Annotated in this window: 22 protein-coding genes; 9 read left to right on the top strand and 13 right to left on the bottom strand. The window is 72.9% G+C overall.

The genetic code is table 11. The annotated features are described in order from the left end of the window. Positions 1-24: 24 nt before the first annotated feature. Together OP04_RS03490 and OP04_RS03485 are read right to left on the bottom strand one after the other, a co-directional pair. Positions 25-480 (bottom strand): GNAT family N-acetyltransferase, encoded by a 456-nt coding sequence (locus tag OP04_RS03490; protein ID WP_051797014.1) that lies wholly within the window; start codon positions 478-480, stop codon positions 25-27. Positions 481-548: 68 nt separating this feature from the next. After that, entirely contained in the window at positions 549-968 is a 420-nt protein-coding gene (locus OP04_RS03485) for an ester cyclase (protein ID WP_033337837.1), read from the bottom strand. Positions 969-1085: 117 nt separating this feature from the next. Here OP04_RS03485 and OP04_RS03480 point away from each other — a divergent pair, with 117 nt between their 5' ends. Further along, positions 1086-1784, top strand: coding sequence for a TetR/AcrR family transcriptional regulator (locus OP04_RS03480; RefSeq protein ID WP_033337836.1), 699 nt, complete (start codon positions 1086-1088; stop codon positions 1782-1784). Between the two features lie 4 nt (positions 1785-1788). Here the strand turns inward: OP04_RS03480 and OP04_RS03475 are convergent, their stop codons facing one another. Further along, positions 1789-3021 carry an MFS transporter gene (locus OP04_RS03475; protein ID WP_198153676.1) on the bottom strand — a complete coding sequence of 411 codons (1233 nt, stop codon included), beginning with the start codon at positions 3019-3021 and terminating at the stop codon, positions 1789-1791. Positions 3022-3107: 86 nt separating this feature from the next. On the opposite strand from OP04_RS03475, the gene OP04_RS03470 reads away from it, so the two are divergent. Beyond that, positions 3108-4262 (top strand): ROK family protein, encoded by a 1155-nt coding sequence (locus OP04_RS03470; RefSeq protein ID WP_033337834.1) that lies wholly within the window; start codon positions 3108-3110, stop codon positions 4260-4262. A gap of 110 nt (positions 4263-4372) precedes the next feature. On the opposite strand, the gene OP04_RS49115 is transcribed toward OP04_RS03470, so the two are convergent. Both OP04_RS49115 and OP04_RS03460 read right to left on the bottom strand, forming a co-directional pair. Continuing rightward, a complete protein-coding gene (locus tag OP04_RS49115) occupies positions 4373-6595 on the bottom strand; it encodes an Hsp70 family protein (protein ID WP_051797013.1) in 2223 nt (740 codons plus the stop codon). Between the two features lie 44 nt (positions 6596-6639). Continuing rightward, entirely contained in the window at positions 6640-7233 is a 594-nt protein-coding gene (locus OP04_RS03460) for a hypothetical protein (protein WP_033337833.1), read from the bottom strand. 166 nt (positions 7234-7399) lie between these two features. On the opposite strand from OP04_RS03460, the gene OP04_RS03455 reads away from it, so the two are divergent. The 3 genes from OP04_RS03455 (at position 7400) to OP04_RS03445 (ending at position 10295) form a co-directional block, all read left to right on the top strand. Next, positions 7400-8473: a glycoside hydrolase family 43 protein gene (locus OP04_RS03455; RefSeq protein ID WP_033338125.1), complete on the top strand. Its 1074-nt coding sequence runs from the start codon at positions 7400-7402 to the stop codon at positions 8471-8473. 110 nt (positions 8474-8583) lie between these two features. Next, positions 8584-9489 carry a diacylglycerol/lipid kinase family protein gene (locus OP04_RS03450; protein ID WP_051797012.1) on the top strand — a complete coding sequence of 302 codons (906 nt, stop codon included), beginning with the start codon at positions 8584-8586 and terminating at the stop codon, positions 9487-9489. 11 nt (positions 9490-9500) lie between these two features. Beyond that, positions 9501-10295, top strand: a complete 795-nt coding sequence (locus tag OP04_RS03445) for a metallophosphoesterase family protein (protein WP_198153675.1) — start codon at positions 9501-9503, stop codon at positions 10293-10295. Positions 10296-10345: 50 nt separating this feature from the next. Here the strand turns inward: OP04_RS03445 and OP04_RS03440 are convergent, their stop codons facing one another. The 6 genes from OP04_RS03440 to OP04_RS03415 all read right to left on the bottom strand — a co-directional run bounded on the left by OP04_RS03440 (position 10346) and on the right by OP04_RS03415 (position 17028). Beyond that, a complete protein-coding gene (locus OP04_RS03440; protein ID WP_033337832.1) occupies positions 10346-11242 on the bottom strand; it encodes an NAD-dependent epimerase/dehydratase family protein in 897 nt (298 codons plus the stop codon). Beyond that, positions 11239-12105, bottom strand: a complete 867-nt coding sequence (locus tag OP04_RS03435) for an alpha/beta fold hydrolase (RefSeq protein WP_063746515.1) — start codon at positions 12103-12105, stop codon at positions 11239-11241. The genes OP04_RS03440 and OP04_RS03435 overlap by 4 nt, the downstream gene beginning before the upstream one ends. 26 nt (positions 12106-12131) lie before the next feature. Beyond that, the gene (locus OP04_RS03430) at positions 12132-12926 is read right to left on the bottom strand and encodes an SDR family NAD(P)-dependent oxidoreductase (protein ID WP_033337831.1); all 795 of its coding nucleotides are present in this window, start codon (positions 12924-12926) and stop codon (positions 12132-12134) included. Continuing rightward, positions 12926-13546 carry a TetR/AcrR family transcriptional regulator gene (locus tag OP04_RS03425; protein WP_033337830.1) on the bottom strand — a complete coding sequence of 207 codons (621 nt, stop codon included), beginning with the start codon at positions 13544-13546 and terminating at the stop codon, positions 12926-12928. The genes OP04_RS03430 and OP04_RS03425 overlap by 1 nt, the downstream gene beginning before the upstream one ends. A gap of 112 nt (positions 13547-13658) precedes the next feature. After that, a complete protein-coding gene (locus tag OP04_RS49110; RefSeq protein WP_157239187.1) occupies positions 13659-15512 on the bottom strand; it encodes a serine/threonine protein kinase in 1854 nt (617 codons plus the stop codon). A gap of 244 nt (positions 15513-15756) precedes the next feature. Further along, entirely contained in the window at positions 15757-17028 is a 1272-nt protein-coding gene (locus tag OP04_RS03415; protein WP_033337829.1) for an MFS transporter, read from the bottom strand. A gap of 75 nt (positions 17029-17103) precedes the next feature. Between OP04_RS03415 and OP04_RS03410 the strand changes: the two genes are divergently transcribed. Then, complete coding sequence (locus OP04_RS03410; protein ID WP_033337828.1) at positions 17104-17883, top strand: SDR family oxidoreductase; 780 nt, start codon at positions 17104-17106, stop codon at positions 17881-17883. Positions 17884-17895: 12 nt separating this feature from the next. On the opposite strand, the gene OP04_RS49105 is transcribed toward OP04_RS03410, so the two are convergent. Then, positions 17896-18504 carry a TetR/AcrR family transcriptional regulator gene (locus OP04_RS49105; RefSeq protein WP_198153674.1) on the bottom strand — a complete coding sequence of 203 codons (609 nt, stop codon included), beginning with the start codon at positions 18502-18504 and terminating at the stop codon, positions 17896-17898. Positions 18505-18658: 154 nt separating this feature from the next. On the opposite strand from OP04_RS49105, the gene OP04_RS52900 reads away from it, so the two are divergent. Further along, positions 18659-19201 carry a globin domain-containing protein gene (locus tag OP04_RS52900; RefSeq protein WP_051797008.1) on the top strand — a complete coding sequence of 181 codons (543 nt, stop codon included), beginning with the start codon at positions 18659-18661 and terminating at the stop codon, positions 19199-19201. Here the strand turns inward: OP04_RS52900 and OP04_RS03395 are convergent. Further along, the gene (locus tag OP04_RS03395; protein WP_033337827.1) at positions 19196-20401 is read right to left on the bottom strand and encodes a nitric oxide synthase oxygenase; all 1206 of its coding nucleotides are present in this window, start codon (positions 20399-20401) and stop codon (positions 19196-19198) included. The two genes, OP04_RS52900 and OP04_RS03395, sit on opposite strands and share 6 nt — an antisense overlap. Positions 20402-20593: 192 nt before the next feature. Between OP04_RS03395 and OP04_RS49100 the strand changes: the two genes are divergently transcribed. Both OP04_RS49100 and OP04_RS03385 read left to right on the top strand, forming a co-directional pair. Continuing rightward, a complete protein-coding gene (locus OP04_RS49100; protein ID WP_051797007.1) occupies positions 20594-23365 on the top strand; it encodes an Hsp70 family protein in 2772 nt (923 codons plus the stop codon). A gap of 57 nt (positions 23366-23422) precedes the next feature. Further along, positions 23423-24436, top strand: a complete 1014-nt coding sequence (locus OP04_RS03385; RefSeq protein ID WP_033337826.1) for a LacI family DNA-binding transcriptional regulator — start codon at positions 23423-23425, stop codon at positions 24434-24436. Positions 24437-24461 lie beyond the last annotated feature (25 nt).

Here is a 24461-nt window from a genome sequence, read left to right as displayed (position 1 = left end):
GAACGCAACTATGAGTCAACTGTCTCAGAATTGCTTGATCATCGTCTGCGTGACCGCGGCGTAGCCGGCGGCGGCGTACAGGCGCATGGCCGGCTCGTTCGCGGTCATCACGTTGAGGGCCAGGCCGGTCCCGCCGCGGGCCAGCACCTCCTGCTCGACCGCGGCCATCAGCGCGCGTCCCAGGCCCTGGCCGCGGCGTGACGGGAAGACCACGACGTCGTGCACCCAGGCGGCGCCGGGGAAGAAGCCGTCCGGGTGTGCCATTCCGAGGTAGATCGCGCCGACCGGGCCCGCGTCGTCCTCGGCCGTGAAGAAGAACCGGCCCGGCTCGGGCAGACCCGCGTCGATCGCGGCGCGGGACAGCGACCGCGCCTCCTCCGGGGTCCAGCGGCCGGCCAGCACGCTCAGGTCGGCCAGCCGGATCACCAGGTCCTCGATGTGCGAGGTCCGCTCGTCGTCCGTGGAAAGGCGCAGTCGCATGCCCGGAATTCAGGCACGCCCGGATTGACGTCCGATTGCCGGCGTCCGGGGTGTCCGCATCCGGCGTGTCAGCCGAGCACTCGCAGCTGGGCGAGCAGCACGTGCATGTCGGAGTTGACCCAGTACTCCGCGATCCGGTCGCCCTCGGTCCGCAGCAGGTCGATGCCGGTGAACGCGACCTTCGTGCCGATCTCCGCGGCCGCGCCCGGGAAACCGCCGCTGTAGATGCCCTCCACGGTCCACCGGACCGCGATCTTGTCGCCCTCGGTGATCGGGCCGACCTCGACGGCGAACGTCAGGTCGGAGAACGCGGCGCGCGTCTGACCGATCCAGCCGGCCAGCCCGTCCGGGCCGGACACGGCCGCGCCGTCGCCGCCGTCCGGCATCGCCGCGTGGACGCGGAATTCCGGCGTGACCAGCGTTGCGGCGCGGTCCAGCTCACCGTTCCACAGGTGCAGCCAGCCGTCGATGATCTCAGTGGTACCCATGTCCGATCCTCAGTCCTCTGTAGATTCGTCAGCGATTGCGGCCGCGGATCGACCGTACCGAGCGTCAGCGTGGCTTTGGCAGTGCCAGATTTGCTTAACAGTGTGAAGCTTGGAGGCATGACCACACCGCTCCGGCAGCGCCGCCGTGCCACCGCCGTCCGCGAGATCCTGGACGAGGCCCGCGCGCAGATCGCCGAGCACGGCCCGGCCGGTCTGGCGCTGCGGTCGGTCGCGCGCAGTCTCGGCATGACCGTGCAGGCGCTCTACCACTACTTCCCGAGCCGCGACGACCTGATCACCGCGCTGATCACGGAGGCGTACCGGGATCTCGCCGACGCGATCGAGACCGCATTGTCCACGGGCGACACCGGTCTGCCCCGGTTCGTCGTGGCCGCGGAGGGCTTCCGGGCGTGGGCGATCGCGCACGCGGCCCGGTTCCAGCTGATCTACGGCACGCCGCTGCTGCACTACCGGGCGCCGGAGGACGGCGACACCACGGCCGGCGCGCGGCGGCTCGCATCCGTCTTCATCCGCGAACTGTTCGACGGTTTCACCCCGGATCAGCTGGCCCGCGCGGACGTCCCGCCGCTGAGCCCGGAGCTGCGCACACACCTCGCGGGCTTCCCGCCGCACGCGCTGAACGGGCTTCCGCCGGAGGGCATCGCGCTGTTCGTCACCGCGTGGGGGCAGGTGCACGGCCTGGTGGTGCTGGAGACGTTCGGCCACACGGACTTCCTCGGCCCGCAACGCGACGAACTCTTCCGCGGCAGCATCCGGCACCTGCTGGCCGACACCCACCGCCGGATCCCGGCCTGAGCCGCTACGTCCGGGCTGCGACCGTAACCGCAGGATCGGCCGTGCGACCCGCGAGAAGCCTGCGCATGGTGAGCGGTCCGGCCACGGCGATGAAGACGGCCAGGACGGCGGGGACCATCAGGCCGATCGTCAGACTGGTGGCTTCGGCGAGGTAGCCGATCACGGCCGGGCCGAGCAGCATGCCGGTGGAGCCGGAGATCGAGATCAGCGCGACGTTCGAGGGTGGGCCGCCGGCGTCGCCGATGGCGCTGAAGAGCACCGGGACGATCACCGCGATCCCCGCGCCGGCGAGGATCCAGCCGGCCCAGGCGAGCGGGAGCCCACCGGCTGCGGCCGAGACGAGGACGAGCGCATAACCGGCGGTCGCCAGGACACCTGCGAAGAGGAGGGTACGGCCGGGGCCGAGCCGGGCACGGATCGGGTCGCCGAGGAGGCGGAACACCGTCATGGCGACGGCGAAGACCGAGTACGCCAGCGGCGTGAGCGCCTCGTCCGCGTCCAGGACGCGCGCGGCGTGCAGATTCGCCCAGTCGCTCGCACCGGACTCGACGAGGTGGCCGCCGAGACCGAGGACGAACATCGCGCCGAGCACGACCGCACCGATGCGCGCCGCGCCCACCGGCGCGCCGGCATCGTCGCCGCCCACCGGGCCCGGCGGTGGCAGCAGGGGCAGGGTGAAGGCGGCAAACACCACGGTGCAGGCGATCGCCGCGATGACCAGCATGGTCTGGTTTCCCAGTCCGAGCGTGAGCCCGAACGAGGTGAGTGCACCGGCGGCCGCGCCGCCGAGGCTCCAGAAGCCGTGGAAGGACGAGAGGATCGGCCGCCGGTAGTAACGCTCGAGCTCGACGGAGTGGGAGTTGAGACCCACCTCGACGAAGCCGACACCGACCCCGTACAGCGCACCGCAGAACAGCAGCATCTCGTAGCTCGGCGCCACCGCGGGCGCGATCAGGACCAGCTGCGTGGCCGGCCCGGCCCACCGCAGCAGGCGACGACTGGTGATCCGGTCAGCGATCCTCCCGGCGGCGAACATGGTGATCAGCCCGACCACCTGGATGAGCAGCAGCAGGGTGCCGAGACGGGCCTCGCCGAGGTCGAGGCGGCGGTCGACCGACGGCAGGGCGGCCGCCCAGGCGCCCATGACGAAGCCGGAGGTGGCGAAGGTGCCGAGAACGCCGATGCGGGCGCGGCGCAGGGCGGTGAGGTCAGGGTGCATCTCTGTCTCTCGTTCCACGTTTTTGTTCTAGACAGGAACATAAAGGTGGCACCGCCGGACGTCAACTTTTGTCCTCGACGCGAACCAAATGGATAATCCTTCGTATGCAGCAGATGAGGACCAGCGCCGACCTCCGGATCCACAACCAGGCCAGGCTGCTGCGGGCCGTCCACGACGCCGACGAGCCGCTCACCCGCGCCGGCGCGGGCCGGCTGCTCGGCTTCGGCCGCAACACCATGGCCACGCTCGTCGGCGAGCTCGAGGCGGCCGGACTGCTGCACGAGGTACGCGCGGACGTCGCGGGCCGCGGCCGGCCTACCACCCTGCTGGTCCCGCACCCCCGCGGGCCGATCGCCTTCGCCGCGGACATCCGCGAGGATTCCTGGACCCTGGCGCAGATCGAGCTCGGCGGGCTCCTGACCGAACTGGCGGCCGGCGAGCACGACCGGACGCCGGCGGTGTTCGAGGAGCTCCGCGCCGCGATGAAGCGGCACGCCACCGGCCGGACCGCCGCGCTCGGCATTGCCGTCACCGGACCGCTTCGCGACGGCCACCGCCTGCACATCTCACACCTGGACTGGGGCGAGGTGGACCTTCGCCGGCATCTCGACGACGAGTGGCCGACCGCGGTCGGCAACGACGCCCGGCTGGCCGGGCTGGCCGAGGCCCGGCGCGGTGCGCTCCGCAGGACCGGGACCGCGCTGCACTTCCACATCGACTTCGACATCGGCGGCACCCTGCTCCTGGACGGAGACCCGCAGCGCGGCGCCGCCAACATCGCCGGCGAGTTCGGGCACATGCCACTGACCGGCTCCCGGCTGCGATGCATGTGCGGGGTACACGGATGCTGGAGTCTGGACGTGGGCACCAACGCACTGCTGCGGCACTTCGGCCGGGAGCCCGGCCACGGGCGCGGGCGGGAGTTCGGGCGCGAGATCGTGGCACGCGCCGCAGCGGGCGACCCGGAGGCGGGCCGCGCCGTCGACGACAACGCCACCGCGCTCGGGCGAGGTCTCGGGGCACTGGCCAACGCCCTCGACCCCGAGGCGATCACCCTCTCCGGGCTCGGTGTCGACCTGATCCGCCTGCGGCGCGACCTGATCGAAGCCGCCTGCGCCGACGCACTCATGGAGTTCCGCCGCGCCACACCACCCCGCATCCTGGCCGGCACGGTCGGCGAGATCGGCCCGCTGCGCGGCGCGGCGGAGATCGCCTTCGACGCCGTCCTGCACCCCGACGAGCTACGCAAGCGACTCTGACGCAGGGCCGCGAACCGCCGACGGTACGGTGGTCCGGGCACGTCGACGAACGGCAGGCCGTCCCGGGAGTGATCGCTTCCCCGTCCTGACCATCCGGTGGCCCAGACGTGTCAGCGCAGCTGGGGCAGCGTCTCCCGGACGGCCTTGGCCAGCGCGTTCGTGACGGTGGCGCGCTTGGACGTGTCCTTGACCAGCGTGTCATAGCCGTAGATCTCGAACTCCATCACGAGATTGCCGTTGCGGATCACGAGGCCGGCCCGGGTGCCGTCCGGCGACTGCGACGCGAAGCTGAACGCCTCCTGACCCACGCCGAGGCCGGCCGCGTTCTGTTCGGTGAGTTCCGGTTTCGCGTTCGGGATGCCACCGCCGCCGGCCTCGAAACCGCGCACCGACGTCATGTAGTCCCGGCCCTCGGCCTCGCTGTCCAGCGAGATCGCGAGCGCCTGAAAGCCGCCGGTCGCGTAGTCGACCTGGCACCAGTTCAGGCCCGGCACGGTCGGATCCGTGCCGGAGCGGACCGGGGCGCTCACCTGTTCGCCGACCAGCGCCGTGACGGCGCTGTACCGAACGGCAGGGCAGAGCGTCGCGGGTACGGAGAAGGCCGCGCCTCCCCCGGCCGGCGCGGACGTGGCCGCGGGCGGGGCGGCGGAGGCGGGACCGCCGGTCGCGGACGGGCTCGGCGACGCGGACGCCGAGGCCGAGGGTGACGCCGAGGCCTGCGGCTCGCCGGTGGTGACCGCGCCCTGGCCGGGGGCCGCGGTGCCGGTCGCCGCGGGCAGCGCCACCTGCTCCGGCGTGCCGTCGTCGCCGCGCGGGATCAGGAGCGCGGCCGTGGCGGCGATCGCGGCCACCGCGGCGGCGGCCCCGGCGACGATGGCCCAGCGCCGGATCGTGGTGGCACTGCGGTCAGGCGCCGCGAGACCGGGCGCGCCGGAAACCGGCATTCCGGGCACCGCCCCACCCGTGACCGGCACACCTGGGGCCGGACCGGGGACCGGCGCTCCGAATGCGGTCGCTCCCGACACCGGCATGGAAGGCGCGCCCGAAACCGGCATTCCGGACGTTGGCGCGCCGGAGACCGGTGTGGCGCCACCGAACGCGGCCGTGCCACTGAACGCCTGCCCACCCGCTGCGGTCGTCCCGGAATCCGGTGCTCCCGAGACCGGCGTCTGGTGCGGGATCGCGGGCATCGGCGTGGTGGCCGCGGCACCGGGCGCACAACCCGCGGCACCAGGCGCAAGCCCCGCAGCACCGGCCGCACCGGCGGACGCCGCCACGCCGATGCCCGCAGCCGCCCCCGCACCCTGCCCGCCGGCCGTGGGCACGGCCGCGGGCGGGCCGCTGACGGAGTCGTACCGCTGGATGAGGCTTTTGATGATTGTCAGGTCCGGGTCGGGGAGCAGGGTGGGGGTGGATTCGAGCGCGTGATGCAGCAGCGTGGCGGCGAGCGGGAGGCGGCTGGCGCCGCCGGCCATCAGGACCGTCACGGGGGTGCCGGCCGGGAGTCTTGCGGCGCGCAGGGCGGATCGGCCGGCGGCGATCGTGCGTTCCAGGATCGGGCGGGCCAGGAGGTCGAGCTGCTGGCGGGTGATGACGAGGTTCTGGTCCAGGAGGGGGACGTGCAGCGTGACGGACGACGCGGCGGACAGCGTCTCCTTCACCTGGCGGAGGTCGTCGCGGAGGCGGCGGGCGGTACGGCGGTCGCCGGAGGTCTGTGGCGTGAGCAGGCGGCGCCAGGTCTCGTCGGGTGCGGGGACGGACGCGGCGAGCCAGGACAGCAGCGCGTTGTCGATGTCGAGGCCGCCCGCGTCCGGCAGGCCCTCCACGGCGCGCACGTCGAGGGTGCGGGAGAGCACGGTCGCCTCGAAACCACCGGCGCCGAGGTCGTAGAGCAGGATCGCGTCGCCGGTGCCGGCGAGCGCGCGGGCGGCGGCGGACGGCGTGGGCAGCAGTTCGGGAACGGGCAGGCCGGCCTCGCGGGCCGCCTCGACGAGCACCTGCCTGCGGGCCGCGTTCCACGACGCCGGATGTGTCAGGACCAGGGTGGTGACGGAATCGCCGGACTCGAGCGTGGCCTCCTCGGCCGCGCGTGCCAGGACCGCGCCGATGATCTTCGCGATCGGGAACGTGAAGTCGCCGAGCCGCACCGAGGGCTCGTCGATGCGGCGTTTCGGGTGCGGCTCGTAGGCGTCCGGCGTGATGCCGGCCCGGCCGACCGCCTCACGTCCGGTGATCAGCTTGTCGCCGGCCGCGCAGACGCCGGACGGCAGCACCACCGTGTCACCGCCGGACGCGACGGTCGTGGACGTGCCGAAATCTATGCCGAGCCTCACCGGTCAGATCCTCCCCGTAGATCTTTCCCGGTCAGACTAGCCGGTCAGACCGCACCTCTATCGACGAAGCTGAATGCATAGGCGTCGCCGGGCTCGACGTGGAGCTCCGCGGAGTACCGCACGGCGCCGAACTCGTCGTTCACCAGGTGGTGGGTGGGGCGGTTCTTGTCGTCGGCGCCGCCCGCGGGCTCGATCCGGAAGCGGGTCTTCGACTGCTCCGTGCACAGCTCGGTGCCGAGCGTGGGGCGCGCCTGCCGGTCGTCGACGATCACGCACCAGCGCCCGCCCTCCTCGCGCGGCCGCAGCGCCTCGATCATGAACTGGCCGCCGGCGACCGGGAGCAGCCGGAACAGCGCGCCGTCGTCGGTCCCGTCGCCGGTGGCGATCGGGCCCTCGTAGGTGGCGCTGAGATCCTTGTCCGCCTCGGCCAGGTGGATGAGGATCTTGCGGTCACCGGCCTTGATCTCGTCGAGGCCCGCGCCTTCGCCGTCGGTACTCGGCGTGACCGAGGCACTCGGCGTCTCCACCGCGCTCGACGGCGGCGGTACCGGTGCCGGCGCGACCGGCTCCGCCGGACCGGTGCCGCAGGCGGTCACCGTGAGCAGGAGCGCGGTGCCGGTGGCGAGGATCGTGCGCACGGGTCTACCTCCGTCGTCAGCCCGGAACCAGGTCATACCCACAAACCTTCGGGGGTACGCCGCGGGCCGGCAAACCGGAAATATAGGGAACTCTTAGGTTGACGTACGTCGCTCCCCGGACGTTTGCTTGTCTGAGAGAACGCTCTCAGCAGGGGACGTGACGACGATGACGTTCAATCACCGCCGGATTCTCACCGCCGCCGCGCTGCTGCTGGCGGCCGCGGTGTCGGTCGGCGTGACCGTGTACCGGGCCGGCGACGCGAGCGCGGCCCAGACCACCATGCGCGCCGCGGACCCGAGCGTGATCCGGGTCGGCAGCACCTACGTGTCCGTGCAGTCGTGGAACGGCGGCATCGGCGTGCGCCAGGCCGCCTCCACGGCCGGGCTGGCGAGCGCGACCGTGTCCCAGGTCTGGTCGGACACGGGCCGGCTCGGCGAGGTCTGGGCGCCGGAGGTCCACTACGACGGCGGCCGCTACTACGTGTACTTCGCCGCGGGCACCGGCGCCGCCCACCGCATGTACGTGATCAGCTCGGCCGGCGCGACCGGCGGCTACACCGCGGCGCAGCGGATGGCGCTGCCGGACGACAGGTGGGCGATCGACGGCACCATGCTCACGTTCAACGGCCAGCGGTACTTCGTCTGGTCCGGCTGGGCCGGCGACACCAACATCGAGCAGAACCTCTACATCGCGCGGATGAGCAGCCCGACCGCGACGACCGGTGCGCGGTACGTGATCTCGCAGCCGCGTGAGTCGTGGGAGCGCGTGGTCGGCAACCCGTTCATCAACGAGGGCCCCGAGGCGATCAAGGACCCGAACGGTCAGCTGCACGTGGTCTACTCCACGAACGGCAGCTGGAGCGACCAGTACTGCCTGGCGGACCTGCGACTGCGCGCCGGCGGCGACCCGACCTACGTGTGGGACTGGTACAAGTCCAACGGCTGCCACTTCGGCTCGAACCGCTCCACGATCATGTCCGGCTGGGACCCCACGCTCTACGTCAACGGCCCCGGCCACCACAGCTTCGTGCTGCTCAACGGCGACATCAACACCAGCCCGCCGGCCGGCTCCGCGTTCCCGCTGATGTACCACGGCGTCCCCAAGGGCACGGCCTACTCGTGGGCGAACCGCTACTGGTACACCGGCACGTTCATGTGGTGGGGCAACATCACCTACACCAGGGCGAACGTGCCGGGCGCGACCTCGAACACGGGCTGGAGCCTGAAGTTCTTCGAGTGAGGTCAGCCTGCGGGCATCACCCGATTCCTGAGCCGTGACACCGTCGGCGGCGCGTTGCTGCTGATCCTCCGCGGAGGCGCGCACCGCCGACGGGCCATAGACTCGCCCCCGTGAATCGCGTCGCGGTGGTGTTCAACGCGCGGTCCGGCGCGCTCCTGGCTCGGGCCGAGGCTTCCCCGGAGGATCAGCTGACCGAGCTGTTCGACCGGCGGGGCGTGCAGGCCGACCTCCGGCCGTTCGACATGCGCACGCTGACCGCGGACATCGGCGAGCTGCTCCGGCAGGGCCCGGACGCGCTGATCGTGGCCGGCGGTGACGGCACGGTCAAGGCGGTCGCGGAGCGGCTGCTCCCGCACGACGTGCCGATGGGCATCCTGCCGCTCGGCACGATGAACCTGCTGGCCCGCGACCTGGGCGTGCCCGCCGACCTGGAGGCGGCCGCGGACGCGCTGATCGGCGCGCGGACCACCAGGATCGACGTGGCCACGGTCAATGGCGAGCCGTTCCTGCACAGCTCGATGCTGGCGATGCTGCCGCACCTCGGCCGGATCCGGGAGCGGTCCCGCGGCGGGGCCGGCTTCGGCACGGTGCGGCTGGTCGACAAGGCGCTGCGGCTGATCCGGCGCTATCCGCGGATGCCGCTCACCATCGTGGTGGACGGGACGGAGCACACCATTCGTACCCGTGCGGTCGTGGTCTCCTGCAACCCGCTGGCGGCCGGCCCGGCGCCGATCCCGGGGCGGGACCACCTCGACGACGGCCTGGTCGCGGTCTACGTCACGCTGGAGCGCACCGCCTGGGACCTGGTCGAGGTCACGGCGAAGCTGTTCAACGGCGGCTGGCGGCAGGACGAGCGGATCCGGTCGTACGAGGGTAAGACTGTAGAGGTGAGATCATCCAAGCTGGCGCTGATGAGCGTGATGAGCGACGGTGAGATCGCGCAGCTGACCACCCCGTTGCGTTACGAGGTGCAGCCGCGCGCGCTGTCCGTGCTCACCCCCGGCGCCGCCGCGTGAAGCCGCAGGGCGTGCGCATCGCGCAGATAGCCGACCTGCACTTCGGCCGCGACGTCCCCGAGGTCGCGGAGACGCTGCTCACCGAGCTGCGCGAGGTCGCACCCACGATGATCGCGGTCTGCGGCGACCTGACCCAGACCGCGGCGAAGGCCGAGTTCGAGGCCGCGCGCGCGTTCCTGGACAAGCTTCCGGCGCCGGCGCTGGTCGTGCCCGGCAACCATGATCTGCCCGGCTGGCGGTTCTGGTCCCGGTTCGCCCGGCCGTGGCGCCGGTGGAGCACGCACATGACGTCGGACCCGCACGGCGCCGTCGTGCACGCGGAGGACGGGCTGGTCGCGGTCGGGGTCAACTCGGCACGCAGCTGGAACTTCCACCACGACTGGTCGCGCGGGCGGATCAACCTGCGGCAGCTGAAGGCGATCAGCGCCGCGTTCGACGAGACGCCGCGCGACGACCTGCGGGTGGTGATCGCGCATCATCCGTTCCTGTTGAACGAGGAGGGGCTCAGCCGGGGTCTGGTCGGGCGGTCCGGGCTGGCGCTGCGGCACCTGCGGCACCGGGCGGACCTGCTGCTCGGCGGGCACCTGCACATGGCGTACAGCGGGATCGTGGACGGGCTGGTCGTGTCGCAGTGCGGGACGGCGCTGTCGAACCGCTTCAAGGGCGGCGAGCCCAACAGCTACAGCCTGATCGACGCCACCGGCGACCGCATGACCATCGCCACCCGCCGCTGGATCGACGACCGTTTCGAGACCCACGCCAGCACGGACTACGTCCGCGACGGGCACGAGTGGCGCACGGCCTGAACTGCGACAACCCTTCGCGGGTACGGCCGGGAGCGCGCGAGGATCGCCCCTCAGGAAGACGGCGCCGTGATCGGGACGGCCAGGGCGCGCAGACGGGGTTCGCCGATCATGGAGAGCATGTCGCGGTGCGTGGGTGACCAGCCGAGTGCGGCAGCCGTGCCGGTGGTGCGGGCGCGGCTGGAGGCGCCCATGATCAGCGCGCCGAACTCGCCCCAGACCGTCGCCGCCTCGGCCGGGCTCAGGCTGCGGGTCGGGCAGCCGAGGTCGCGGGCGACCGCCTCGGCGATCCACCGGTTCGGCACCTCCCCCGCGACGCCGTGGTAGAGCGCGCCCGGCGTGCCGCGCTCCAGGGCCGCGACGACCAGCCGGGCCGCGTCGTCGACGTGCAGGTGGGAGTAGGTGTTGAGGCCGTCGCCGACGTAGCAGGCGGCGCCGGTGACCGCGACGGACCGGTAGATCTCGCTGACGTGGCCGTGGTCGCCGGGGCCCCACAGCAGCGGCGGCCGCACGACGATCCCGCGGGCACCGGCGCGCACCCGCTGCTCGGCGCGCACCCTCGGCACGGCCAGCGGTTCCGGCGTGAAGGGGTCGTCCTCGGCGAACGCATCCGGGCTCCACGCGCCGCCGGTCCGCTGAAGGAAGACGCCGGTCCCGGACACGAGCAGCAGAGTCTTCCCGATGCCGGTCAGCGCGTCGGCCATCTCCTCCTCGACGGCGGGCGGGAGCTGCGCCGCGAGCACCACCGCGTCCGCCTCGGCGCCGGCCGCGAGGGCAGCGTCGACCCGGTCACCGAGGTCTGCCTGCACCGGGGTGATGCCCCTGGCGGCGAGCCGGTCGGCCGCGTCCTGGTCGCGGGCCAGGCCGGTCACGGTGTGCCCGTCGGCCCGCAGCCGGTCGGCGATCGCCCCGCCGACGAATCCGGTCGCGCCGATGACGAACGCCTTCACGACCGCTCCCCCAGGAACGTCGAGATCGTGGCGAGCAGCCAGCCGGGATCCTCCTCCGCGACGAAGTGGCCGGTGGGCGCCGCGAGCGCGGTGAGGTCGTCCGCGTGCCCGCTCAGTGGTGCCGGGACGGGCGCGTCGCCGAGGTGCGCGCCCGCGCCGACCGTCAGCACCGGCATGGTCAGGTGCCGGTCCGCGAGCAGCGCCCGGTTCTCCCGGCCGTCGGTCAGCAGCGCCCGGTACTGCGCGAAGCCGCCGCGCAGCCGGTCGCGGCCACGGTAGGCCTGCGCGTAGTAGGCGAAATCCTCGTCGGTGAACGCGTCGGCACGGCCGCTGAGCAGTGGGAACATCGTGGTGATGAACTCCAGCTCGTGGCCGTCGAACAGCATCTCCGGCACGTCCGGCGTCATGAAGAACCCGAAGTGCCACATGCCGCCGTTCGCGACGTCCATGCTCTCCTCCAGGCCGAACCCGGGCAGGAGCGCGTCCAGCATGATCAGCGCCCGCACGTCCTCCGGTATCGAGGCCGCCCACCCGAGCCCGACCATCGCGCCGATGTCGTGTCCGATCACGACGGCCGGTCCGGCCAGGCCGAGCGCGTGCAGCACGTCGTGCATGTCCCGGGCCTGGTTCGTCTTGGTGTAGCCGTCCGCGGGCCGGTCGCTGTCGCCGGCGCCGCGCAGGTCCGGCACCACCACGGTGTACCGCTCCGCCAACGGGACCATCACCTTCCGCCACACGCGGCCGGTCTGCGGCCAGCCGTGCAGCAGCACCATCGGCGGGCCGTCGCCGCCGGTCGCGACGGAGATCCGGGTGCCGTTCGCCTCCACCACCTGTGCCGAGAATCCCGGCGGGAGCCAGTTCATCGTGTTTCTCCTTTCGTCGACGCGGGTCAGACGACCGCGCTGAGGATGCCGCCCTCGGCACGGACGGCGGCGCCGTTCGTCACGGAGGAGAGCGGGCTGGCCAGGTAGACGATCAGGTTCGCGACCTCCTGCGGGTCGGCGAAGCGTTGCAGCAGCGACGACCGGCGGGCCTGGGTGAAGAAGCCGGCCTCGAGGTCGTGCCGGCTGATCCCGGCCTGGCCGGAGACGGTGTCCAGCACGCCGCCGAGGCCGTCGGTCGCGGTCGGGCCGGGCAGCACCGAGTTGACGGTGACGTCGGTGCCGCGGGTGAGTTCCGCGAGGCCGCGCGCGAGGGTCAGCACGGCGGTCTTCGTGACCGCGTAGTGCACCATCTCGGCCGAGACCTCGAGGGCGGCGTCGCTGCTGACGAAGATGATCCGTCCGGCGCCGCGGCCGAGCATCCGGGTCAGATAGTGCCGGGACAGCCGTACGCCGCTGAGCACGTTCGTCTCGAAATACCGCGACCATTCGGCGTCCGTGATGTCGGCGAACCGCGCCGGGCCGTACGTGCCGGCGTTGTTGACCAGGATGTCGACGTCCGGCTCCGCCGCGAGGACCGCGTCCGTGCCGGCGGCGGTCGCCACATCGCCCACGGCCAGCCGTACCGTGGCGGTGGGCACTTCCGCGGTCAGCGTCCCGGCGGCGCGGGCCAGGCGTGCGGCGTCACGGCCGTTGAGCACGACGGTCGCGCCCTCGCGGGCCAGGCCGATCGCGGTCGCCAGGCCGATCCCGCCGGAGGATCCGGTGATCAGCGCGGTCTTGCCGGTCAGGTGCAGGTCCATCAGGATTCTCCTCGTTCGGTGGTGTCCGGCTGCGCGGCCGGCAGGATGATCTGCTCGACGATGCTGCGGATGAACCCGGGCGGGAACTCGCCCGGCGTCTCGAACGTCATCCGGAACAGCACCAGGCCGGGCAGCGCGGCGGAGAGCAGGTCGATGTCGAGCCCCGGCCGGGTCTGGCCGCGCTCGCGCGCCCGGTGCAGCAGCGGACGCAGGTGCTTGGTGCCGTCGGCGACCAGCTTCCGCCGTACCGCCGCGTGGGTCTGCGGGTCCCGGTGAATGGCGGTGGCCAGCGCGCTCACCAGCGACGCCCGGCCCACGTCGAAGAACCCGTCCGAGTCGGCGAGCGCCAGCAGGTCGCCACGCAGCGACCCGGTGTCCGGCAGCACCGGCGGCGCCTCGTCGTCGCCGTCCTCGCCGCAGCCGATCGCGTCGGAGATCAGCGCGTCCTTGGTGCTCCATCGCCGGTACAGACTGGCCTTGCTCGCCTTGGCCCGGCCCGCGACCTCGTCGAACGTGAGCCGGTCGTAGCCCAGCTCGCCGAGCACCTCCAGCGCCGCCAGCAGGATCTGCCGCCCACGCTCCCCCTCGATCCGGGGCCGGCTCGCACGCTGATCCGCCATCACGGCACTCCCTCTTGAAACAGATCCGTTTCATCCGCCAGATGAAACGATACTGTTTCGTTTCATCCAACGCAAGGGAGCCGCGGTCCTCCACACCGGCCGGGGGTGCGCCTCAGCGGTTGCCTTCGGTAACCGAGGCGGCCGGGACGCCGTCGTCGCAGGTCACCACGATCGTCGAGAGGCGGTTGCCGTGCCGGAAGACAACCTCGGCGGATTCGGCCGGGCCTGCCGCGACGCTGTCCACCTTGTACGGGCGGTTCGGCTCGTAGGACACCAGGCTCGTCTGACCGGCCGACGTGCAGGTGGCATCGGTGTAGCCGCCGGTGGAGGTGAACGTCCGCTGCTGCGGTGACGGGACGGCCTGGGCGCTCGTCCTCACGGCCGCCGGGCTGTTCGTGGCGGCGGCGCCGGCCGTGTGCGCCGGGGTCGCGAGCGCCAGGGTCTGGGTGGTCTGCGCGCTGGGCCGGCCGATCGGCGCGCCGGGCACCGGACTCTGCGAGGAACCACCGTCCGGCGCGATGCCGGGACCGGTCGCAGCGGCGGCGGGTGTGTCCGGGGTGGTGGATCCGCCGGTGGCGGGTGCGACGGCGTCCCGGCTCTGGTCGCCGGGCCGCAGCAGGACGGTGGTCACGCCGCCGGCGGCGAGCAGCGCCAGCAGCGTGGCGACGCCGGCCAGGATCACTCGATTCCGGCGACGGGAAGCCGATTCCCGACCCGGGCCGGGCGCTCCCGCAGGACGCGCCGGAACGCCGGGACGCATCGCGGCGTCGGGGACCGCGGGAGAACCTGCGGGCGCGGGAGAGCCTGCGGGTGCGGCAGCGCCGGAAGCCACGGCGGCAACCGGCTTGACGGAGGCGTCCGGCAGCGCGGCAGCACCCGGCAGCACGGGATCATCCGCCCGCGCGACGACGCCCGCAGGCACGGCACCGTCCGGAAACGCTGCGGCATCCGTGCCCGGGGACGCGGGGGTACCCGGGAACACCGGGCTGCCCGGGAACGCGGCGGCATCCGGCAGCGCGGGATCGTCCTGCCAGGAGGCCGCAGCGAGGCCCGCGATCATGGCGCTGAGCGGGTCGGCGCCGCCATCGGGATCGCCCCCGGTCCGCTCCGGCGCCGTCGGCCAGGCCGCGTCCGTCACGATGCGGCTGCCCGAGGCGCCCGCCAGCACGACCGCGGCCTCGCGCGCGCCCGGCCGTTCCGCCGGGTCCTTGCGCAGGCACCGGTGGCAGAGGTCGACGACCTCGGCCGGCACGTGCGGCAGCGGCGGCAGCGGGTCCGGCTCGGTGTAGACGTGTGCGTCGAGCATCTCGGTCACGGTCTCCGCGCTCCACGGTGATCCGCCGGAGATCAGCTGGTAGAGCAGCACGCCCAGCGCGTACACGTCGGTGGCCGGGTGTACGCCGTCGCCGGTCAGCCGCTCCGGCGCGATGTACGCCGGTGTGCCCATCGGCACGCCGACCGGGCCGCCGCCGGTGCCGGGCGTGACAACCGCGGCGATGCCGAAGTCGACGACCTTGGCGCCCTGCCGGGTCAGCATGACGTTGGCGGGCTTGATGTCGCGGTGGACGAGGCCGTCCTCGTGCGCGGCGGTCAGCGCGGCCGCCACCTCCGCGCAGCAGCGCAGCGCCGCGTCCAGCGGCAGCGGCCCGGCGCGCAGCCGGCGGGCCAGCGAGTCGCCGCTGATCAGCTCCATCACCACGTACGGCAGGATGTCGTCGCCGTCGCTCGCCTCGCCGAAGTCGTGCACCTGGGCGATGTTCGGGTGGGACAGCCGCGCCGCCGCCCGCGCCTCCTCGCGGATGAGCGCGCGGGCCTCGGGATCAGCGGCGTACTGCCCGGCCAGCACCTTCACGGCGACGGCGCGGCCGAGCACCTCGTCCTCGGCGCGCCAGACGACCGCCATGCCGCCGCGGCCGATCTCGCCGTCGAGCCGGTATCGCCCACCGAGCACCTGGTGACTACGCACCGCGACAGTCTTCCGGCATCGACATCCACCGACAACCCGGGTGATTTCCACCCGGTGTTCCCGTCCCAGGTGAGAGCCGCACACATCACCCTAAAGGATTAAGACCAAACCCCAAGAGCCGTCCACATTGTACGAAAGGGTGGTCGGCCGGCGTGCGCCGTGCCCGACAGGGCCGGGTCGTCGCCGTCGGCCCGCACGAGATCGTGCGGAAGGTGGCGGGCGGCGTGGAGCAGGATGAGGGCGGTCAGCCCGCGCGCGCCGTGCCCGACAGGGCCGGGTCGTCGGCGTCGGCCCGCACGAGATCGTGCGGAAGGTGGCGGGTGGCGTGGACGAGGATGAGGGCGGCGAGGACGGACGCGGCGGGCGCGACCACGGCGATTGCGGCCTGGACGCCCCAGAGCAGCACGGCGCCGGCCAGCAGCGCGGAGCCGCCGAGGCCGCCGACCAGCGCGAGGAACAGGCCGACCAGCGCGAACGCGGTGGCGCGGAGGTCCGGTGGGGTGACGGCGGCGATGACCAGGCTGAGCGGGACGATGCCGGCCAGCGTCAGGCCCTGGGTGAGCACGCCGGCCAGGACGTAGGTGCGGACGTCCGGCGCGTACGCCTGGGCGGCGAAGCCGAGGCCGAGCACGCCGAGTGCGGCGCCGGCCAGGTAGAGCGAGGCGACGGGGCTGCGCCGGAACAGCCGGTCGGCGTAGATGCCGCCGAGCGTCGCGCCGGCCAGGCCGCCGAGCGCGCAGACCGCGATGATCACGCCGCGCGCGGTGACGCCCTGGCCGAGACGGCCCTCCAGGATGAGCGCGAGGGACGTCGGTACCGAGGTGATGCACAGGCCGAAGGCGGCGAGCGCCACCGTCACCAGCACGAACGTGCGGTTCTGTCGGAGCCGGGGAAACGCGGCCGGGGAGGGCCCCGGCGTGGTGGCCTGCCCGCGGGCCGGTTCCCGCAGTCGCAGGGCGGCGATGCCCAGGATCAGCGCGGGTACGGAGAGGAAGAGGAACGCCCACCGCCACGGCTCGTGCCCGGCGGGCACCAGCGCGGCGAAGATCGCGACGAGTACCGGCCCGGTGATGATGCCGATCGGCTGGCCGCCCCGGTGCAGGCCGAGCACGCGGCCACGGACCTCCGCCGGGTACGCGTCGATCAGGATCGCGGACTGGATCGGCCCCTCGTTCGCCTTGCCGATGCCGGCGAGGATCCGGACCGTGACGATCTGCCAGAGCGTCTGCACCAGGCCGAGCAGGCCGGCCGCGACGGCCCACGCGAGCGTGCAGACGCCGGCGATGACGGTGCGTCGATGGCGGTCGCCGAGCAGGCCGAGCGGCAGCACGCCGACCGCGACCATGATGCCGGCGAGGCCGCCGACCAGGCTGATCGCAGCCTCGCTCAGGCCCAGCGACGCCCTGATCTCCGGCGCGAAGATGATCAGCATGACGTTGTCCGTGCTGTCGAGCACCTGAAGCCCGACGAGCACGCCGAGCGTGGCGCGCCCGCCCGCGGAGACGAATCGACCCATCTCGCATCCACCCCTTTCGTAGTCTATGTTGGTCAGCATAGACTAAACATCAGAACATAGGGATGGTGGTTCTCGATGGCTTCGGTCGCGTTCATTACCGGCGGGGCACAGGGCATCGGCCTGGGCATCGCACGCGCGTTCGGCAAGCGGGGCGTGCGGCTGGTGCTGGCCGACATCGACGAGGCGGCGCTGGCCCGCGCCGCGGCGGAACTGTCCGGCGTGACGGAGGTGCGGACGGTCCGGCTGGACGTGCGGGACCGGGCCGGGTTCGCCGAGGCCGCGGACCGGGCGGAGGAGGCGCTGGGCCCGGTCGACCTGCTGGTCAACAACGCCGGCATCGTGCCGGTCTCGGCCGCGGCGGACCTGTCCTACGAGAAGTGGGACCTCGCGCTCGGTATCAACCTCACCGGCGTGGTCAACGGGATCCAGACGTTCCTGCCGCGGATGATCGCGCGCGACCGGGGTGGCTACGTGGTGAACACCGCGTCCGGCAACGGCCTGATCGCGAACGCGAACCCGCTGTACGTGACCGCGAAGTTCGCCGTGGTCGGGCTCTCCGAGTCGTTGCGGCCCGCGCTGGAGCGGCACGGGATCGGTGTCAGCGTGCTCTGCCCCGGCCCGGTCGACACCGGGATCGTGGGCAACACCCAGGCGACGGACCCGTCCGTGGCGCTGCACGGCGAGCTGCGCGCGGGTGTCGAGGCCTTCCTGCGCGGCGGCGTGAGCATCGACGAGGTGGGCGAGATGGTGGTGGCCGGCGTCGAGGCCCGGTCGATGTGGATCCACACCGGCAACGAGATCCGTCCGCACCTGGAGCGGCGGGCGGCGGAGCTGCTGGCGTCCGTACCCTCGTGATGCTCCAGGTTTTCAGGCCCAGATGTCGGGGACGTTGCGGTCGACCAGCGTGGCCAGCGCGCGCATCGCCTCGTCGGGGTCGAAGCTCTCCGGGTCGATGACGGCCTGGAGATGGATGCCCATCAGCGCGCCGTTCAGCGTCGCCGCGAACGCGCGCTCCCGCTTCTCCGCCGCCGCCGGGTCGAGGCCGGACGGGCGCTGCGCGCGCAGCCACACCTCGAGGCCGGCCCGGCGGCGGGCGGCGAACTCCTGATATTGGGCGCGGAGCACGCCGGTGTCGGTGGCGGCCTCGGCCAGGAACATCAGGAACAGCGCGGAGCTGCGGGTGCGCAGCAGCCCGGCCGCGTCCTCGAACAGCGCGGTGAGCGTCGTCATCGAGGTGTAGCGCTCGGGCGGCATGGAGCGCTCGACCGCGCGTTCGAGCACGGCCAGCACCAGTCCGTCCTTGTTCTTGAAGTGCCACGGGATCGAGCCACGGCTAATGCCGGAGCGCGCCGCGATGTCCACGAACGACGTCCGGCCGACCCCGCGCTCGGCGAACAGGTCCTCGGCCGCATCCAGGATCCGGCGACGGCTCTCGTCGCCGATCTCGTCGATCCTGCGGCGGGCGGGGGAACTCACGAAGGTCATCTTAGGGCCCGGCCGCGCGCACCGGCGGCATGCCACCACATCTATATGGACTCCGGCCGCGAAATGCCTGGTGTCGGCCAGTTTCGGACAAACACCATCTACCTGCTCAGAACCCATCGAGAGTGGACGTTATAGTGCGTTCGTGATGGGATCCGGAAACCTGAGCCGTTCCGCGGGATACGTCTACGCCACAGCGGCCACACAGCAGAGCGCGCCCGACGCGGTGGGTGCGCACCGCCGCCCGACCGCGGAGGCGATGCAGATCGTGCAGCGCACCGCCGGAAGCGTGGCCGCCCGGCCGGTCAAGCTCGCGGAGGCGTTCTACGGCCACCTGTTCCAGATGGCGCCGGGCGTGCGCGCGATGTTCCCGGAGGACATGACCTCGCAGAACGAGAAACTGTGCCGCGCGCTGCTGGACGGCATACGCGCGCTGGTCGAGCCCGAGCGCTACGCCGGCGAGATGGAGCGGACGCTGCAGCGCCTCGGCACGCACCACGCCCGGCACCTAGGCGTCCGCCCGGAGCACTACCCGTACGTGGGGCATGCGCTGGTCCGGGCGGTCGGCGACGTCTCGGACGACTGGACGTCCTCGACCAGCGCGGCGTGGATCTGGGTGTACGACTGGATGGCCGCGCACATGCTGGCCGACCCGGGCAGGGCGGCCGGGCCGGCCGGCACCTGGTCATAGCCGCTGCGGCTGGCTCGCCCGCGCGGCACCGTAGCGGGCGAGCAGCCGCGCATCCTCGTCGAGGTAGAAGTTGGGCCGCTGGTCGGCCTCGTGGAAGTAGCGGTGGAACACCGGCGTGGCCGCGCCCGACATGGGCGGCACGATCCAGCTCCAGTCGGCCGGCACCTCGCGCCCGGCCTTCTGCTCGCGACGCACGTGCTCGACGAACCGCGCCGCCTCGGTGTGGTGGTCGCTCATCCGCACGCCGGCGCGCGCGTACGAGTGCAGGACCGCCCGGTTGAGCTCGACCAGCGCCCGGTCCCGCCACAGCGTCGTCTCGGAGCTCATGTCCAGGCCGAGCCGCTGCCCGACGACCGGGAGCAGGTTGTAGCGGTCGGTGTCGGCGAGGTTGCGGGCGCCGATCTCGGTGCCCATGTACCAGCCGTTGAACGGCGCCAGCGGGTAGCTGATGCCGCCGATGCTGAGCCGCTGGTTGGCGATCGCGGGTACGGCGTACCAGCGCAGGCCGAGCTCGGCGAACCAGTCGTACTCGGGGTGTGCCAGCGGCACCTCGATCACCACGTCCGCGGGGACGTCGTACATGTGGAGGCCGTGATCCGGGGTCTCGATGACCAGGGGCAGCACGTCGAACGGCGTCTCGCGGCCCTTCCAGCCGAGCAACTCCATCGACTCGGTGAACTCCGCCTGCGCCGGGTCGCCGACCGTGGTCCCGTCCGTCATGCGGTAGCCGGCGTACCGGATGAGCTGGTCGTTCCAGACCCGCGCGTACGGCCGGCCGGGCTTTGCCGGGGCGAACACGGTGAGCACCGGGCGGATGTTGCCGCGCCGGCCGGCGTCGTGCCGCGCGTCGATGCCGCTGGCGATCTCCAGGTGGCGGATCAGGCCGTCGTAGATCTCGTGCGGGGTGCGGGCCGCGCGGCGGTCCACCACGTGCAGGCTGCGCCAGTAGAGGCGGCCTATGCAGCGGCTGGCGTTGCGCCACGCGAGCTTCGCGCCGTAGGTGACCTCCTCGGCCGTGTGCTCGTAGGTGCCGGTGGACACGATCTCCACGTAGACCGCCGCCAGCCGTGCCGCCAGGTCACCGGCGCCGGGATTCTCGGCGTGGTACTGCCTCAGGAAATCCTCCGCCTCCCGCCAGTCGATCGGCGCGTCCGGATCCCAGTCAGCAACGGGATGATCCCGATAGCCGGGTGTGCCCACGTCTATCCCTCATTCGGCTGTTAATCCTTTTAGGAACGTGAGAATAGTAAATTTCCGACAGATGGCGGTCAACAGGGCATCAATCACCTTCATCGCATTGCCGACTCAACGCACACACCCCCACACGGTACGTATCGGAGTCGGCGCATCGATTGGCCCCGAGTGGTTGTCGGGCGGCCTTAGGGTGGCCGGATGACCGCGTACCGCCTGGGTATCGACTTCGGGACCTCCACGACGATCGCGGTGCTGTCGATGCCGGGGCGGGCGGCCGCGCCGCTGCTGTTCGACTCGTCGCCGCTGCTGTCGTCCGCGGTGGCCGCAGGGGCGGACGGGGCGCTGCTGACCGGGGGCGACGCGGAGCGGGCCGCGGTGCCGGATCCGGCGTCGTTCGAGGCGAACCCGAAGCGGCGGATCGACGACGGCGTGGTCTGGCTCGGCGACCGGGAGGTCTCCACGACCGACCTGATCGCGGCGGTGCTGCGCCGGGCCGGTGCGGAGGCCCGGCGCGTCGCCGGCGGACCGCCGGACGAGGTGGTCCTCACCCACCCGGCGAACTGGGGGCGCAGCCGCGTCGACACGCTGCTCGAAGCCGCGGGCAAGGCGGGCTTCACCACCGTCAGCACCGTTGCCGAGCCGGTCGCGGCTGCGGCCTACCTGACCGGGGTGCTGGAACGGCGGGTTCCGGACGGACGGGCGCTGATCGTCTACGACCTCGGGGCGGGCACGTTCGACGTCAGCGTGGTCCGGCGGACGGCCGGCGGGTTCGAGGTGCTGGCCTGTGACGGGCTCGACGACGTCGGCGGGCTGGACCTGGACGCGGAGGTCGTCGGGCACGCCCGGACACGCACCGGCGGGGCGACGGACGAGTGGGGGCGGCTGGAGTGGCCGCGGACGTCGGCGGACTCGCAGGCCCGGCACCAGTTGTGGCTGGCCGCCAGGGCGGCGAAGGAGCAGCTGTCGCGGCATCCGAGCGCGTCGCTGCACGTACCGCTGCTGGGGTCTGATGTGCTTCTGACCCGGGAGGAGTTCGAGGCGGCGGCGCGGGGGCCGCTCGACCGGACCGTGGCGCTGACGTTGCGGGTGCTGGCCGATTCCGGGATACGCCGGGAGGAGGTCGCCGGGGTGGTGCTGGTCGGGGGCGGCAGCCGGGTGCCGCTGGCGGCGAGCCTGCTGCACCGGGCGCTGCGGATGCCGCCGATCGTGACCGAGACGCCGGAGCTGGTGGTGGCGGAGGGCAGCCTCCACACGCACGCGGAGCCGGGCCCGCCGCAGGGAGCGGAGCCGGCCTCGACCGCCCCGCCTGCGGTTCCGCCCGCCGGATCCACGACCGCACCGGCACTCCCCGCGCTCGCCACGGCCGGTCCCGCGCTCGCCACGACCGAGCCCGCGCTCGCCACGACCGGTCCCCCGCCTCCCCCGGCCGCGCCCGCGCTCCCCACGCTCGCCCGCGTTCTCGGCGGCCTGGCCGTGCCGGCGCTCGTCCTTGCCCTGGTGGCCGCCGCCGCCGGACTCGGCGGCCTGGCGTCGTGGGCCACGGCCACCGTGCCGCTCGCGGTGGTGTTCGCGCTGTTCACGACCGGTGCCGGTGGCCGGCCGGGCCGATGGGCACTGGGCGTTCTCGTGCCGCTGCTGGTGCTGCGCCCGGCGGCGTACGCGCAGCTGACTCTGGAGGATCCGTTCTTCGGCCTGGCCGGTGTCATTCCCGGGTGGCGGGTGTGGATCTACTTCGGATGGGACGCGCTGGCCGCCCTCGCCGCCGTGCTCGCCGGCGTCGCGTGCGCCCGGCAACGCCCGCTGCCGGGTGCGCTGCGCCGCCTGCCGCTGACCGCCGCCGTGCTCGCCCTTGTCGCGGTCCTGCTCCGCCTCCACGACGGCCTCCGGCACCCGGGCGGCTGGGCAGCGCTGCCGGCGCCGGTCGCCGAGTGGTGCGCGCTCGCCTCGATCGCGCTGGTCGGCGCGGCCGTCGCGGTCGGCCTGCGCCGCCTGTCCGCCGCCGGGCGCGGGCTCGTGGCGACGACCGCCGCCGTGGTCGTGGTCGCGGCGACCGCGGTGGCGGCGCAGGCGACCGACACGTACCGCAGCCGGGCCATCGCGGCCGGCATGCAGGCGATGCGGGTGTGGTTCAGCCCGGACGGGACCGTCATCGCCGCGGCCGGGCGGGCTGAGGACGGCGACGACCGGCTGGTACGGCTGTGGGAGACGGGCACCGGCCGCCTGCTCGCCACCCTCCGCGACGGCGACACCAACAACGACGTGGACGTCTCGTTCGCCCCCGACGGCCGGACCGTCGCGACGACGAGCTATCAGGGTGGCACCAGGGTGTGGGACGTCGCCACCGGCGGGCAGCTCGCCGAGTTCGGCGGCGGGGCGACGGCCGTCGCCGTCAGCCCGGACGGCAGGGCCCTGGCGATCGGGTCGGGCAGGAGCGTCTTGCTCCGCGACCTGAGCTCCGGCGAGACGAACATGCTCCTCGAGGACGAGGACGCCTGGCTCGACAACGCGCTGGCGTACCACCCGGGAGACGGCCTGCTCGCCGTCGCCGCCCGCACCGAGGTACGGGTCGTGAACCCGGCCACCGGCGAGGTGCTGCCGCCGTTCGCCGGGCACACCGATCAGGTGTACGACGTCCGGTTCGACACGACCGGCGAACGGATGGCCACGGACAGCGGCGACGGCACCGCCCGGATCTGGAGCTGGGCCGACCGCACCACGCTCGCCACGCTCCGCTGCCCCGAGTCCCGGTGGGTCGACGCCGTGGCTCTGGCGCCTGGCGGCGCGACCGCCGCGTACGTCTGTCGCGTCGGCACCGAGGTCCGGCTCGTGTCGTCGGCCGGGGACCCGCTGGGCGTCGTCGACGGCCACACCGCCTCGGTCTACGACGTCACGTTCGCACCCGACGGGCGGACGCTCGCCAGCAGCAGCGTGGACGGGACGATCCGCCTCTGGGACCTCTCCCGGACCTGACGATCGGTCCGGGACACCGGCGATAGGCTGTGCGGGAGCCGGCCGGAGGGAAGTGCGATGAGCAACGCCAGGCTGCGGGACGTGGCGGCCCGCGCCGGGGTCTCCATCCGCACCGTGTCCAATGTGGTCAACGGGTATGCGCCGGTCTCGGACGCGATGCGGGCCCGGGTCGAGCAGGCGCTGACCGAGCTGGACTATCAGCCGAACCTGATCGCCCGCAACCTCAAGCAGGGTCGTACCGGCCTGCTCTGCCTGGTGGTGCCGGAGCTGGACGTGCCCTACTTCGCCGAGCTGGCGCGCGCCGTGATCAACGCGGGCCGGGAGCACGGTTACGCGGTGATGCTGGACCAGACCGATGCGGACCCGGAGCGGGAGCGGCAGCTGCTGACCCGTAACTCGCGGCTGGCGCTGTTCGACGGCCTGATCCTGAGCCCGCTCACGCTCAGCGCGGACGACCTGCGCAACCGTGGCAACCGTACGCCGGTCGTGCTGCTCGGCGAGCACGTCTTCGACGGCAGCTTCACGCACGTGGCGATCGACAACGTGGCGGCGGCGCGGGACGCGACCGCGCACCTGATCGGGCTCGGGCGGCGGCGGATCGCGGCGATCGGTGACCAGCCCGATCCGTCCGGCGACACCGCGCGGTTGCGGACGGCCGGTTACCGGCAGGCGCTGGAGCGGGCCGGGCTGCCCTACGATCCGGCCCTGGTCCGGCCGACCGCGCGGTTCCACCGCCGGCTCGGGGCGGCGGCGACGCGGGAGCTGATGGCGTTGCCGGAGCCGCCGGACGCGATCTTCTGCTACAACGACCTGCTGGCGCTGGGCGCCATCCGGGCGCTGCACGACGCGGGGCTGCGGGTGCCGGACGACGTGGCCGTGATCGGGATCGACGGCATCGAGGAGGGCGAGTTCGCCACGCCCAGCCTCAGCACGGTCGTCCCGGACAAGCGGCAGATCGCGTCGCTCGCGGTGGGTGGTCTGGTCGCGCACATCGACGGCACCCCGGCCCCGGCCGAGATCCGCGCCCGGCACACGCTGCTCGCCAGGGAGAGCACGCGCGGCCGTCGTTGACACCCTCCCCACCGGGTGAGTCGTA

Source organism: Catenuloplanes japonicus, assembly GCF_000717135.1.
GTDB classification, from domain to species: Bacteria; Actinomycetota; Actinomycetes; order Mycobacteriales; family Micromonosporaceae; genus Catenuloplanes; species Catenuloplanes japonicus.
The sequence above is the reverse complement of the archived record's forward strand: the minus strand, read 5'-3'. Positions and strand labels throughout refer to the sequence as shown.